Annotated in this window: 13 protein-coding genes; 10 read left to right on the forward strand and 3 right to left on the reverse strand. The window is 71.1% G+C overall.

Annotated features, from left to right (window positions below; genetic code table 11):
• Window positions 1–108 precede the first annotated feature (108 nt).
• Together VSH64_RS05990 and VSH64_RS05995 are read left to right on the forward strand one after the other, a co-directional pair.
• Entirely contained in the window at window positions 109–1,623 is a 1,515-nt protein-coding gene (locus tag VSH64_RS05990) for a long-chain-fatty-acid--CoA ligase (protein WP_326834466.1), read from the forward strand.
• A gap of 306 nt (window positions 1,624–1,929) precedes the next feature.
• Window positions 1,930–2,163: a hypothetical protein gene (locus VSH64_RS05995; protein ID WP_326834467.1), complete on the forward strand. Its 234-nt coding sequence runs from the start codon at window positions 1,930–1,932 to the stop codon at window positions 2,161–2,163.
• 22 nt (window positions 2,164–2,185) lie between these two features.
• On the opposite strand, the gene VSH64_RS06000 is transcribed toward VSH64_RS05995, so the two are convergent.
• The gene (locus VSH64_RS06000) at window positions 2,186–3,769 is read right to left on the reverse strand and encodes a cytochrome c biogenesis protein DipZ (RefSeq protein WP_326834468.1); all 1,584 of its coding nucleotides are present in this window, start codon (window positions 3,767–3,769) and stop codon (window positions 2,186–2,188) included.
• Between the two features lie 133 nt (window positions 3,770–3,902).
• Complete coding sequence (locus VSH64_RS06005) at window positions 3,903–4,475, reverse strand: CGNR zinc finger domain-containing protein (RefSeq protein ID WP_326834469.1); 573 nt, start codon at window positions 4,473–4,475, stop codon at window positions 3,903–3,905.
• A gap of 289 nt (window positions 4,476–4,764) precedes the next feature.
• Between VSH64_RS06005 and VSH64_RS06010 the strand changes: the two genes are divergently transcribed.
• The 8 genes from VSH64_RS06010 (at window position 4,765) to VSH64_RS06045 (ending at window position 11,128) form a co-directional block, all read left to right on the forward strand.
• Window positions 4,765–5,226, forward strand: a complete 462-nt coding sequence (locus VSH64_RS06010; RefSeq protein ID WP_326834470.1) for a mycothiol transferase — start codon at window positions 4,765–4,767, stop codon at window positions 5,224–5,226.
• 34 nt (window positions 5,227–5,260) lie between these two features.
• Window positions 5,261–5,686 carry an Ohr family peroxiredoxin gene (locus VSH64_RS06015; RefSeq protein ID WP_326834471.1) on the forward strand — a complete coding sequence of 142 codons (426 nt, stop codon included), beginning with the start codon at window positions 5,261–5,263 and terminating at the stop codon, window positions 5,684–5,686.
• Between the two features lie 29 nt (window positions 5,687–5,715).
• Window positions 5,716–6,732, forward strand: a complete 1,017-nt coding sequence (locus VSH64_RS06020; protein ID WP_326834472.1) for an alpha/beta fold hydrolase — start codon at window positions 5,716–5,718, stop codon at window positions 6,730–6,732.
• A gap of 35 nt (window positions 6,733–6,767) precedes the next feature.
• Window positions 6,768–7,784 carry a GlxA family transcriptional regulator gene (locus VSH64_RS06025; protein WP_326837914.1) on the forward strand — a complete coding sequence of 339 codons (1,017 nt, stop codon included), beginning with the start codon at window positions 6,768–6,770 and terminating at the stop codon, window positions 7,782–7,784.
• Between the two features lie 113 nt (window positions 7,785–7,897).
• Window positions 7,898–8,200 carry a putative quinol monooxygenase gene (locus VSH64_RS06030; protein ID WP_326834473.1) on the forward strand — a complete coding sequence of 101 codons (303 nt, stop codon included), beginning with the start codon at window positions 7,898–7,900 and terminating at the stop codon, window positions 8,198–8,200.
• Window positions 8,201–8,237: 37 nt separating this feature from the next.
• Window positions 8,238–9,185 carry a polysaccharide deacetylase family protein gene (locus VSH64_RS06035; protein ID WP_326834474.1) on the forward strand — a complete coding sequence of 316 codons (948 nt, stop codon included), beginning with the start codon at window positions 8,238–8,240 and terminating at the stop codon, window positions 9,183–9,185.
• A gap of 47 nt (window positions 9,186–9,232) precedes the next feature.
• Window positions 9,233–10,087 (forward strand): alpha/beta fold hydrolase, encoded by an 855-nt coding sequence (locus tag VSH64_RS06040; RefSeq protein ID WP_326834475.1) that lies wholly within the window; start codon window positions 9,233–9,235, stop codon window positions 10,085–10,087.
• A gap of 63 nt (window positions 10,088–10,150) precedes the next feature.
• Complete coding sequence (locus VSH64_RS06045; protein WP_326834476.1) at window positions 10,151–11,128, forward strand: zinc-dependent alcohol dehydrogenase family protein; 978 nt, start codon at window positions 10,151–10,153, stop codon at window positions 11,126–11,128.
• Between the two features lie 60 nt (window positions 11,129–11,188).
• Here VSH64_RS06045 and hpnH read toward each other — a convergent pair whose 3' ends face one another.
• Window positions 11,189–12,190 carry an adenosyl-hopene transferase HpnH gene (gene hpnH / locus VSH64_RS06050; protein WP_326834477.1) on the reverse strand — a complete coding sequence of 334 codons (1,002 nt, stop codon included), beginning with the start codon at window positions 12,188–12,190 and terminating at the stop codon, window positions 11,189–11,191.

The following is a 12,190-nucleotide window of genomic DNA, read 5'->3' on the forward strand; positions in this document are numbered from 1 at the left end:
TCCTCGGCGAACCGAACAGGATTCGGTAGCCTGGGCTCGACCGGACTGGGTCGACAACGAAGTGCGCTGCTCACGCGTGTCGTGGGCAGAACGAGGTTCGGAGGTAGCGTGAGCTTCAACCTGGCCACGATCCTGCGGGAGTCCGCTCTCGCCCAGCCGGAAAAGGACTTTCTGCGTTTTCCGGGTGGAATCCACTCCTACGCCGAGGTGGACGCGGCGTCCGGCCGGGTCGCCACGGCGTTGCGGCAGCGGGGTTTCGCGCCCGGCGACAAGATCGCGGTGCAGCTGGCCAACGTGCCCGAGTTCGTGTTCGCGTACTTCGGGATCCTCAAGGCCGGGCTCACGATGGTGCCGCTGAACCCGCTGCTCAAGGCCGACGAGATCGCCTACCACCTGGCCGACTCCGACTCACGGCTGCTCATCGCCGACACGGCACTCGTGGGCGAGGTGACCAAGGCGCTCGCCTCGGTGCCCGAGGTCGCCGCGGTCGTCGTGGGTGATCTTTCCGGCTGGCCGGCCGAGGCGGTCGAGTTCTCCGAGCTGCTCGCCGCGGCGGACGACGGCGACCTGCACCCGGGCGCGGCCGACGACACCGCCGTGCTGCTCTACACCAGCGGCACCACCGGCCGCCCGAAAGGCGCCGAGCTGTCGCATTTCTCGCTGTACATGACGTGCACGATCGGCGGCCAGACCTTCGGCGCGGAACCCGACGACGTGGTGCTCGCCGTGCTGCCGTTCTTCCACGTCTACGGCCTCTCCAGCATCCTCAACTCCGCGGCCCGCCACGGGCGCACGGTGTCGGTGGTGCGCCGCTTCGAGCCGGACGCCGTGCTGGCCGCCATCGAGCGCGACCGTGTGACGATCATGGCCGGCGTGCCCACGATGTACCACGCGCTGGCCGTCGCCGACAGCTCGGCGTACGACACGAGCAGCCTGCGCATCGGCAGCTCCGGCGGCGCCGCGATCCCGGAACAGGTGCTGCTCGCGTTCGAGGAGAAGTACGGCATCCCGGTCCTGGAGGGCTACGGCCTGTCCGAATCCGCGTCGACGACCACCGTGAACCCGGGCGCCGCGAACCGGAAGGTGCTCTCCATCGGCAAGCCGATCTGGGGCGTGCAGCTGCGCATCGTCGACGGCGCCGACCACCCGCTGCCGCCCGGGCCCGACCACGTCGGCGAGATCGTGCTGCGCGGGCACAACATCACCAAGGGCTACTACAAACGCCCCGCCGAAACCGCCGAAGCCTTCCGCGGCGGCTGGTTCCACACCGGCGACCTCGGCTACGTCGACGAGGACGGCTTCGTGTTCGTGGTGGACCGCAAGAAGGACCTCGTGATCCGCGGTGGGTACAACGTGTACCCGCGCGAGGTGGAGGAGCTGCTCTACCGCCACCCGGCCGTGGCCGAGGCCGCCGTGATCGGGGAGCCGGACGAGCGGCTGGGAGAGGAGATCGTGGCGGTGGTTTCGCTGAAGCCGGGCGCGTCGGCTTCGCCATCGGAGATTGTGGCCTGGACGAAGGAGCGGATCGCGGCGTACAAGTACCCGCGTCGCGTGCGGATCGTCGACGAACTGCCGAAGGGGCCGACGGGGAAGATCACGAAGCTGCCGTTGCGGGGGTTGTGATTCGTCCATTGTGGAGGGTTCGAGGTAGCCTGCGGGTCGGTGGTCGACGCGAGGAGGGGCTGACGATGGACGGTGGCGAAGCGTTCCGGAGTTCGCTGCACATTTCCCCGGGGACGCCGCCCGTGCCGGACTCTCCGCCGGGCCCGCTTGTGGCCGGCGATGATGCACCCGATGTGGCGTTGGTGCTGCGCGATTTCCTGACCGGCACGGACGATGCCGAGCAGCTTTCGTGGCTCCGATCCGTGACCTGGTCGGTGTACCTCGTCGGTGCCGACGAGCTGCGGGTGCACCTCGACGGTCCCGGCGGTGTCCGTTTCGGCTTCGATGCACGCCGGGACCGGGAAGCCGCGGCTGGTCGACGTCGCGGATCGGCTGCAGGACTTCGTGGTCGACAACTTGCGGATCGGGCTGCCGCTGGTTCCGGCGACGTCGCGGCCGGCGCGGGCGGGGTTGGTCGACGGCGCCGCGACGTGGTTGGACCGTGAGACCGGGTGGCGGTGCGCGATCGGTGACTACAGGCGGGCACCGCGCGCCATCTGATCCTCCATTGTGGGCAACTCGCTCAGTCGAACGTGAAGTCGTAAGCCTGAAGGCCCGGGCTGAGGGAAAGCGTCAACGTCGAACGGCGGGATGCCGGGCCGGAAACCAGCGTGTACAGCTTCGGGACGCCCGAGGCGGCCACGGTCGTCAAGGTGCCGTTGTCGTCGATGGTCACCGTGCCCGTGCCGCCGAGGACGAGGTGGACGGTGCGGGCGCGGAAGTTCAGGCGCAGCCGCGCGGAGGGGCCCGCAGTGAGGGACTCGCCCGAGGCGGTCCAGGTGCCGTCGAGGGCGAAGGTGTCGGACGCGACGGCGGCGGGGAAGTGCAGCGTGCGGGTCCGGCCCGGTGGTGGCTGGTCGCCGGTGAGGGCGACGGGCGCGTTGGCCGGGCCGAGGTAGGTCTCCGGCGTGGTGGGTTCGAGCGGGGTCGCGTCGGGGACGTCGGTGGGCGGCGGCAAGGGTCCGGCGCCGGCGACGGTGAGGAGGTCGCGGATCTGCTGTTCGGTGTCGGCATAGGCGCCTTCGCCGAAGTGGGAGCCGCGGATCTGGCCGGAGGCGTCGACGAGGTAGGAGGCGGGCCAGTACTGGTTGCCGTAGGCGTTCCAGGTGGCGTAGTCGTTGTCGAGGGCCACCGGGTAGTCGACGCCGAGGGCGCGGACCTGCGCGGCGACGTTGGCGGGCTCGTGCTCGAACGCGAACTCCGGCGTGTGCACGCCGAGCACCACGAGGCCCGACGAGCGGTAGGTGCGGTACCAGCTCTCGTAGTGGGGCAGCGCGCGCAGGCAGTTCACGCAGCTGTAGGTCCAGAACGTGACGAGCACGACCTTCCCCTGTCGGCCGGCGATCGTGAGCGGCGGCGTGTTGAGCCACGAGGTGATGCCGGTGGGCTCGGGTGCGGCGGTGAGCCGGCGCAGGCCAGTGGTCGCGGAAGTCGTGGCCTCGAAAGACTTCTGCAGCGCCGCCGTGTAGTCGGGCACCGCGCGCTGCAGGCCCGCGGTGAGGTCGAACGCCGTGGCCACCGCGACCGCCAGGAGGGCGATGCCGGTGGTCACGCGGATCGCGCGAGCCCGTGACCGCAGGGCCCGGACCCGGTGCGCCAACGCGTCGCCCGCGAAGGCGAGCGCGAGCAACGGGAGGCCCGCGCCGACGCTGAACGCCGCCGTGAGGGCCACCGCGCCGAACCCGATCCGGTGGGTCGCGCCGAGCACGGCGATGGTCGCCAGCACCGGGCCGGCGCACGGCACGTAGACCAGGCCGAGCGCGAGACCGACCGAGAACGCGCCGGAGTCCGGGCCGGCCGTGCGGCCGCGCAGCCGGGCGAACGGCCGTTCCAGCAGCTCGCCGACGCGCCGCGAGACCAGGCCCAGCCCGAGCAGAGCGAGAGCCGCGATGCCGGCGTCGCGCAGCAGGTCCTGGGGCAGGTGGAACGCGCTCAGCACCAGGGAGCCGAAGAGCGTCGCGAGGCCGAAGCTCACCACGAGCCCCGCCACCACGCGCACGGGCCGGCGCGACCCGGCGGTGAGGACCACGGGCAGCACCGGCAGTACGCACGGAGAAATGCCGGTGACCGCACCCGCGAGCAGACCGGTGAGCACAAGAGTGAGCATGGCTTCTCCCCCGGGAAATGGAATGCCCGAAGCCTAGCGAAATATCGTCACCATCTAGACAGGTTATGATTTGCGCCACGAAAAAGCCCGGTGAAGGTGTCTTCGCCGGGCTGGGGTCGTGCGGGGGAGTCGGTCAGCCGACCTGTCGCGACGGTGTGAGCGGTGGGTTGCCGCGCTGGCGGGCGCGGTAGGCGGCGGCCTTCATCTTGTTCCCGCAGGTCGCCATGGCGCACCACTCGCGCCGCGACCCGCGGGAGCGGTCGAGGTAGACCTGGGTGCACTCGGGCCGGCCGCACTCCTTGAGCAGGTCGGCGTCGGGACCGCCGAGGATCTCCACGGCCTCGCGCGCCACCGACGACAGCGCCTGCGTGGCGGTGGCCTCGAGCCGGCGGCCCTCCGGGGTCAGCTGCGGCACGGTGGTGGGCTGCGCCGCGAACTCGTTGAGCAGCGTCATCGCGCGCTGATCGGACTCGTGGTGGGACAACCGGGCCGCGACCAGCGCGTAGATGGCCTCACGCAGCTCGATGGCGGCGGCCACGTCGTGGGGCCGGCTGCCCGGGTCGGTGTCGGTGACCCCCGACTCGCGGAACCACGCGTCGAGGTTGCGCGGTGAGCCCAGCTTCTCCAGGGGTTCGGCGTTGCGCCGGGCGCGCAGGGTCCCGACGAAGTCGAGTGCCGGGTTCCCGCAGGGGAAGGCGTGTTCCATCGCACCAGTCTGACAGGTGACGAAAAAGAACGCAACAAGTGCTAACCGATAAAAACGAGTTTACCGGAATGGAAAATAAAATGCGTAACCTTCTTGACCGGTGACGAATAGTCATGCGAGAGTTTCGGCATCGCCACCGGGCCCCGCGGAAACCGCGGTTCACGGCCCCGTCCGGAAAGGTCTCGGTTCGCATGGATCCCACTGCCTCGCTTCTGCTCGTGCTGCGGAACCTGCTGTTCACGCTCGGCGCGCTCACCGGCACCCCGGTGCCGCTGCCGGGGGAGTGCCCGTGATCACCACCGGCCAGTACCTGCACGTGGTCACCCGGGCGCTCACCGGCATGGCCGGCATCGTCGAGCAGCTCGGCGACGACCTGGCCAATACGCGCCTCGAGCTGCCCGGCGCCAACACGCCGTACGCGGTGCTCAACCACAGCCTCGGCGCCACGGCCTACTGGGCCGGGGAGGTCGTGGCCGGCCGCGCGGCCCACCGCGACCGCGACGCCGAGTTCACCGCCGCCGGCCCGGTCGCGCCGCTGCTCGACCGCGTGCGCAAGACCTTGCGGCAGCTCGAGAAAGACGTGACCCGCGCCGATCCGCACGCCGAGGTCGCGGCCGCTCTGCCGGGCCTCGGTGACCCCCTCGACGCCGGCGGTGCGCTGCTGCACCTGTGCACCGATCTCGTGCAGCACCACGGTCAGCTCGAAATCCTGCGCGACGTGCTGCTCGCGCAGGCCCGCACCACCGCCTGACACCCCGATTTTCCGTCGAGAAAGGACAGTCGTCATGACCGAAACCACTTACACCGCCGTCGTCACCGCCACCGGAGAGGGCCGCAACGGCGGCCGCGCCACCGCGTCCGACGGTTCGCTCGACGTCACGCTCGCCATCCCGAAAGAGCTCGGCGGCAACGGCGGCGCCACGAACCCGGAGCAGCTGCTCGGCGCCGGCTGGGCGTCGTGTTTCCTCGGCGCCGTGAAGATCGTGGCGGCGCAGCGGAAGGTGAAGCTCGCCGACCTCGCGGTGGTCGCCGACATCACGCTGCACAACGAGTCGGCCGACTTCTGGCTCAGCGCCGCGCTGCACCTCGAAGTGTCCGGAGTGGACCAGCGCACGGCCGAGGAGCTCGGCCACGCCGCGCACCAGATCTGCCCGTATTCGAAGGCGACCCGCGGCAACGTCGAGGTCACCATCGACGCCACCGTCGCCTGAGGGCGCGCCCGACCGATGAGGAGCACACCATGATCTCGCGGCGGGCGTTCGGGAAGGCCGTGGGCGCGGGGGCGGTCGCCGCCTCGCTCCCGGCCTCCCCGGCTTCGGCCGGCACCGCACCGGCCCCTGCGTCGCCGGCCGGTCTCGGCCCGGTCCGGCACGTGCGCACCGACCTGCTCGACCTCGCCTACCACGAGGTCGGCCCGGCCGACGGCAGCGTGGTGCTGCTCGCCCACGGCTGGCCCTACAGCCCGCACGCCTACGCCGAGGTGGCGCCCGCGCTGGCGCGGCTCGGGCACCGCGTGCTGGTGCCCTATCTTCGCGGACACGGTGCCACGCGCTTCCTCGCCGCCACCACGATGCGGTCCGGCCAACAGGCCGCGCTCGGTGCCGACCTGATCGCGTTCCTCGACGCGCTCGGCGTGGAGAGCGCGGTGTTCGGCGGCTACGACTGGGGCGGGCGCGCGCTCGACGTCGCCGCCGCGCTGTGGCCGCACCGGTGCCGAGCGCTGGTGTCGGTGAACAGCTACCTGATCCAGAACCTCGACCCGGCCGTGGTCGAATCGTCGCCGGACGCCGCCGACACCGAGGCGGCGCACTGGTACTTCTACTTCTTCCTCACCGAGCGCGGGCGCACCGCGCTCACCCGCTCGCGTCGTGAGCTGGCCGAAGTGGTGTGGCGGCACAACTCGCCGAACTGGCACTTCACCAGCGCCGACCTCGACGTCGCTGCCGCGGCGATGGACAACCCGGACTACGTGGACGTGGTGTTGCACAACTACCGCATCCGCCAGGGCGCGGTGCCCGGCGACCCGCGCTACGCCGACCTGGAGGCGCGGTTGTTGGCGCAGCCGCCGATCACCGTGCCGGCGGTGACACTCGACGGCCTCGCCGACGGCAGCTTCCCGGCGACCGACGGCACGGCGTCGGCGAAGCACTTCACCGGTCCGCGCGTGCACCACCTCGTGCCCGGCGCGGGACACAACCTGCCGCAGGAGAAGCCGCGGGCGTTCGTGGCCGCCGTGGTGGAAGCGGGCCGGCTGTGACGCCGTACTCGGGTTCCGCCGGATCCGGGGTGTCGATGCGTCCGGCCAAGCTGCCCGTGACCTCGCGCGGGCGGGACAAGCACGTGATCGCCGTGCTGGTGGTGCCGGATTCGGTGGCGCTGGAGGTCGCGGTGGTGCAGCAGGTGTTCGGCCCGCGGATGGCGGCGATCGCCGAGCTGACCGGGGAGACCGAGAGCGCGTACGAGGTCGTGCTGTGCGGTGCGCGGCCCCGGCAGACGCTGGCTTCCGGCGTGGACTTCGGGGAGCTGGCGCCGTTGGACGCGGTGCGGACGGCGGACACCGTGGTGGTGCCGGGCGTCGAGGATCCGTTGGCGGACCGGTCGCCGGTCGTGTCGGCGGCGTTGCGCGAGGCGGCGCGGGCCGGGGCGCGGATGGTGTCGTTCTGCGGCGGCGCGTTCCTGCTCGCGCGGGCCGGGCTGCTCGACGGGCGGCGCGCGACGACGCACTGGCTGTTCACCGAGGAGTTCCGCCGCGAGTTCCCGCTGGTCGAGCTGGAACCCGGTTGTCTGTATGTCGACGACGGCCCGGTGCACACGTCCGGCGGGATCTTTTCGGCGACGGACCTGGCGCTGCACCTGCTGGCCGAGGACCTCGGGCAGGCGTACGCCGGTGACGTCGGGCGAGTGCTGGTGACGGCCCCGCGGCGGCCGGGCGGGCAGGCGCAGTTCGTGAAGGAGTCGATCCGGGTCGCGGGGGAGCCGGCGCTCGGGTCGTTCCTGGCGTGGCTGCGCGACCACCTGCACGAGCCGCTCACGCTCGGCGGGCTGGCGGCGCAGGTGCACGTGAGCGAGCGGAGCCTGGTGCGGAAGTTCCGCCGGGCGACCGGGATGACGGTGTTCGACTGGATCAACCGCGAGCGCGTCGCCGGCGCGAAGGTGCTGCTGGAGACGACCGACCACCGGATTTCGGAGATCGCGGCGATGGTCGGGTTCGGCTCGGCGGAGACGTTGCGGCGGCATTTCGAACGGCAGGTCGGCACCACCGCGGGCAGTTACCGGGCCACGTTCCGGGCGGCGCCGGCGCTCGGCTGAGGAATCGGGCGCCGGGTGAGGCTCGATCTGGCGGGATTCGAGGGCCACCCACGCTTCGCGCCAGCTAGCGTCCGAGGAGCCGGGTCACGGTGGCCCGGGCGAGGAGGAAAACCATGCCGGCGTACGGATTTTTCGTGGAGTTCGAAGCGAAACCAGGCAAGGAGGAAGACGTGGCACAGTTCCTCGTCGACGCCAAGTCCCTTGTGGACGCCGAGCCCGGCACGCTCGCCTGGTTCAGCTTCCGCCTCGGGGAGGCGTCGTTCCGGATCTTCGACGCCTTCGAGACCGAGGAAGACCGCGAAACCCATCTGCAGGGTGAGGTGCGCAAGCAGATCGAGCTACGCGGTCGCGAGCTGTTCGCGGTGGAGCCGCGGATCACGCCGGTGGACGTGCTGGCGGCGAAGCTGCCGAGCTGACCCTGCCGGCCGGCGGTGGTCGTGCCACGCTGGGTTCGTGCCAGAACCCCGTGACCCGGCCACCGTGTCCATTACCACGTCCCCGCGTGACTTCGTCGGCTACGGCCGGTATCCGCCCCGCGTGCGCTGGCCGGACGAGGCCAAAGTCGTGGTGAACATCGTGGTGAACTACGAAGAGGGCGCCGAGTACTCGATCCCCGACGGCGACGGCCGCAACGACAGCTGGGGCGAATACGCCTACGAGGTGGGGCCCGAGGTGCGGGACCTCGGCACCGAGACGCACTACGAGTTCGGCAGCCGCGTGGGGATCTGGCGCCTGGCGCGGATCTTCGACCGCTATGCGGTGCCGGTGAGCATCGGCGCGTGCGCGGTCGCGCTGGAGCGCAACCCGGCCGTGGCGCAGTGGATCCGCGAACGCGGCCACGACGTGATCGGCCACGGGTACCGCTGGCTCGACTACGCACGCATGCCGGTCGAGGAGGAGCGCGACCACCTGCGGCGCGCGATCGCCTCGCTGGAGCGCACCACGGGGCAGCGGCCGCGCGGGTGGTACGTGCGCTCGTTCCCGAGCGAGCACACGCTCGACCTGCTCGTGGCCGAAGGCGGGTTCCTCTACGACTCCGACCCGTGCAACGACGAGCTGCCGTACTTCTCCGATCGCGGCCTGCTGATCGTGCCGTATTCGAAGGTGTACAACGACACCCGCTACCTGCTGAGCCCCACCTACGGCTCGCCCGCGCAGTTCTTCGAGAGCCTGCGGCTCGCGCTCGACTACCTGTGCGAGGAGGCGGACGAAGGGCATGGCGCGCGGATGATGACGGTGGGCCTGCACCCGCGGTGGAGCGGCCAGGCGGGGCGGGCGTCGGCGGTGCGGGATTTCGTCCGGTACGCGGGGGAGAAGCCGGGGGTGCGGTTCCTGCGCCGGCTGGACATCGCGCGGTGGTGGCTCGACCACCACGAGGAGTGGCCGCCGATCGGGCCATGACCGTCCACAGTGGTCCAACGGGCCGTCGCGGCCGCTACGGTGGGCTGATGGATCGCGAATCGAGGACCGTGGCGGTGCCCGTCGAGGGCGGGGCGCTGGCCGTGGAGGTGGTCACGGCGGCCTCGGCGCCGGTGCTCGCCGTGCACGGCGTCACGAGCAACCGGCGGCTGTGGAACTGGCTGCGGGCCGAGGCGCCGGACCTTTCGCTGGTGCTGCCCGACCTGCGCGGGCGCGCGGGCAGCTTCGCGGTGGCCGGGCCGTCTTCACTGCGGCAGCACGCCGAGGACCTGGTGCGGGTGCTCGACGCGCTGGGCCACGACCGGGTGGACGTGTGCGGGATGTCGATGGGCGGGTTCGTGGCGGTCGAACTGGCCACGCGCCGGCCGGACCGCGTGCGCGGCCTCGTGCTGGTGGACGGCGGGCTGCCGATGACCGTGCCCCCGGGGCTCACGCGCGAGACGGTGGCCGCCGCGTTCGCGCCGCAGCTCGAGCGCGTCTCGCGGCGCTGGGCCGACGTCGGCGAGTACCTCGCGTACTTCACGCGCGCCAACCCGCTGCTCGACCCCGCCGACCCGCTCCTGCTCGACTGCCTCGACCACGACCTGACCGACGGCCGCGTGATGCTCAGCCGCGCGGCCGTGCTGTCCGACGCCGCCGACGTGTTCTTCGGCGACTCGCGCTGGCAGGAGATCACGGTGCCGACGGAACTCGTGTGCGCGGAGTGGGGCGTCGGCGCGGACACGCCACCCGCGTACAGCGACGACGCGCTGGCTGCTTTCCGCGCCGCGCTGCCCACCCTGCGGCCCCCGCGCCGCCTCGCTGGCGCCGACCACGCCGCGACGATCATGACGCACTCCGGCGCCGCCGTGGTCGGGGTGGCCCTGCGTGACCTGCCGGCTTGACAACTATGACAGGTGTCATAACCTTCGGAGGACGACCCGGCTCGCTTCGAGAGGACACCCGCGATGGCCCGCCTCCTGCTGACCGAATACGGCGACCCCGCTTCCTCCGTGCGCCTCGACGACGGGCCCCTGCCGGCGCCCGGCCCGGACGACGTCGTGGTCGAGATGCTGGCGGCGCCGCTGAACCCGGCCGATTTCCTGTTGATGCGCGGGCTCTACGGCGTGCGTCCGGCGTTGCCCGCGCCGCTCGGGGCCGAGGGCGTGGGCCGGGTGGTGTCCGGTGATCCGGCCCTGGTGGGCCGCCGGGTGCTCGTCCTGCCCTCGCCGGAGGCGGGCCTGTGGGCCGACCGGGTGGTACTCCCGCGGCGCGGCGTCCTGCCGGTGCCCGACGACGTCGACCTGCAGCAGCTGTCGATGCTCGCGGTCAACCCGGCGACGGCGTACCTGCTGGTGCGGTCCTTCGCCCGCTTCGAACCGGGGTCGTGGATCGCGCAGACTTCCGCGAACTCGGCGATGGGGCGGTATGTCATCGCGCTGGCCCGGCGGGCCGGGTTGCGGACCCTGAATGTCGTCCGTCGCCCCTCTGCTGTCGCGCCGGTCCTCGCCGCCGGCGGTGACGCCGCGGTGGTCTCCGACGAGAACCTCCGCGCCTCCGTCCGCGACGCGCTGGCCGGCGACCGCGTGTCGGTGATCCTCGATGCGACCGGCGGCGGGGTCGTCAAGGACCTCACTCGCGCCTTGAAGGACGGCGGCACGGTCGTCAGTTACGCCTTCCCGGAAGGCGCCCCGCGGATCTCACCGGCCGACGTTGTCTTCCGCGGCATCACGCTCACGGGCTTCTGGCTGATGAACTGGCTCCGCACTGCCACTGCTGACGAGGTCACGGCGCTCTACGCGGAGCTCGCCGAGCTGGTGGCTTCCGGCGACCTCGCGGCGCCGGTGGAGGCGACGTACTCGTTGGGTGAGTACGAGAAGGCGTTCGAGCACTCACTTGCGCCTGGTCGCACGGGCAAGATCCTGTTCACGTTCGGCGCACAGTAGCCCCAGGCAGGAAGAAAGCCGCAGATCCCGAAAGACCTGCGGCTTCCCCTCAACCTAACCTCAGTGCCCCACAGCCGCCCGCACCGACTCCTTCAAGGAGCCCAGCGTGGCGATCACCGCGGTCGGTTCGTAACCGCAGTGCGCCATGCAGTTGTCGCAGCGGGGGTCTTTGCCGCGGCCGAAGGCGTCCCAGTCGGTGTCCTCGATGAGTTCCTTGTAGGTCTTCGCGTAGCCGTCGTCGAGGAGGTAGCAGGGGCGTTGCCAGCCGAGCAGGCTGTAGGACGGGATGCCCCACGGCGTGCACTCCAGGTCGCGCTTGCCCTCGAGGAAGTCGAGGAACACGGGCGAGTGGTTGAGGCGCCAGCGTTTGCGGTTGCCGCCGCCGAAGGCCTTCGTGAAGAGTTCGCGGGTCTGCTGCACGCCGAGCCAGTGTTCCTGGTCCGGGGCCTTCTCGTACGCGTACGCGGGCGAGATCTGCATGTTGTCCACGCCCAGGTCGTTGAGGTAGTTCAGCACGTCGACCACGTCTTCGGCGGTGTCGCCGTCGAAGAACGTCGTGTTCGTCATGACCCGGAAGCCCTTGGACTTCGCGAGCTTGATCGCCTCGACGGCCGCCGCGAAGCCGCCCTCCTTGCGCACCGAGGCGTCGTGGCGTGCTTCGAGGCCGTCGATGTGCACCATCCACGCGAAGTTGTGGTGGGGCTTGAACTTGTCGATGTGCTTGTGCAGCAGCAGGGCGTTGGTGCAGAGGAACACGATCTTGCGGCGGTCGAGCAGCTGCCGCACGATCTCGTCGATCTTCGGGTGCATCAACGGCTCACCGCCGGCGATCGACACCATCGGCGCGCCGCTCTCCTCGATGGCGCCCACGGCCTGCTCCACCGGCATGCGCTGCTTGAGGAGGGTGTGCGGTTGCGCGATCTTGCCGCAGCCGGCGCACTTGAGGTTGCAGGCGAACAGTGGCTCGAGCTCCACCAGCAGCGGGAACTTGTCCTTGCGCAGCAGCTTCTGCTTCATCAGATAGCCGCCCAGTCGCACGGACTGACGCAACGGCATGGCCAT

Origin of the sequence: Amycolatopsis rhabdoformis (assembly GCF_035918295.1) — a bacterium.
GTDB classification, from domain to species: domain Bacteria; phylum Actinomycetota; class Actinomycetes; order Mycobacteriales; family Pseudonocardiaceae; genus Amycolatopsis; species Amycolatopsis rhabdoformis.

What these genes read in the sequence shown, in the direction of transcription:
- VSH64_RS06025 (WP_326837914.1), top strand. Translation starts at nt 6,768, where the DNA reads ATGCGTCCGGCCAAGCTGCCCGTGACCTCGCGCGGGCGGGACAAGCAC.
- VSH64_RS06015 (WP_326834471.1), top strand. Translation starts at nt 5,261, where the DNA reads ATGACCGAAACCACTTACACCGCCGTCGTCACCGCCACCGGAGAGGGC.
- VSH64_RS06045 (WP_326834476.1), top strand. Translation starts at nt 10,151, where the DNA reads ATGGCCCGCCTCCTGCTGACCGAATACGGCGACCCCGCTTCCTCCGTG.
- VSH64_RS06020 (WP_326834472.1), top strand. Translation starts at nt 5,716, where the DNA reads ATGATCTCGCGGCGGGCGTTCGGGAAGGCCGTGGGCGCGGGGGCGGTC.
- hpnH (WP_326834477.1), bottom strand. Translation starts at nt 12,190, where the DNA reads ATGGCCATGCCGTTGCGTCAGTCCGTGCGACTGGGCGGCTATCTGATG.
- VSH64_RS06000 (WP_326834468.1), bottom strand. Translation starts at nt 3,769, where the DNA reads ATGCTCACTCTTGTGCTCACCGGTCTGCTCGCGGGTGCGGTCACCGGC.
- VSH64_RS06005 (WP_326834469.1), bottom strand. Translation starts at nt 4,475, where the DNA reads ATGGAACACGCCTTCCCCTGCGGGAACCCGGCACTCGACTTCGTCGGG.
- VSH64_RS06030 (WP_326834473.1), top strand. Translation starts at nt 7,898, where the DNA reads ATGCCGGCGTACGGATTTTTCGTGGAGTTCGAAGCGAAACCAGGCAAG.
- VSH64_RS06040 (WP_326834475.1), top strand. Translation starts at nt 9,233, where the DNA reads ATGGATCGCGAATCGAGGACCGTGGCGGTGCCCGTCGAGGGCGGGGCG.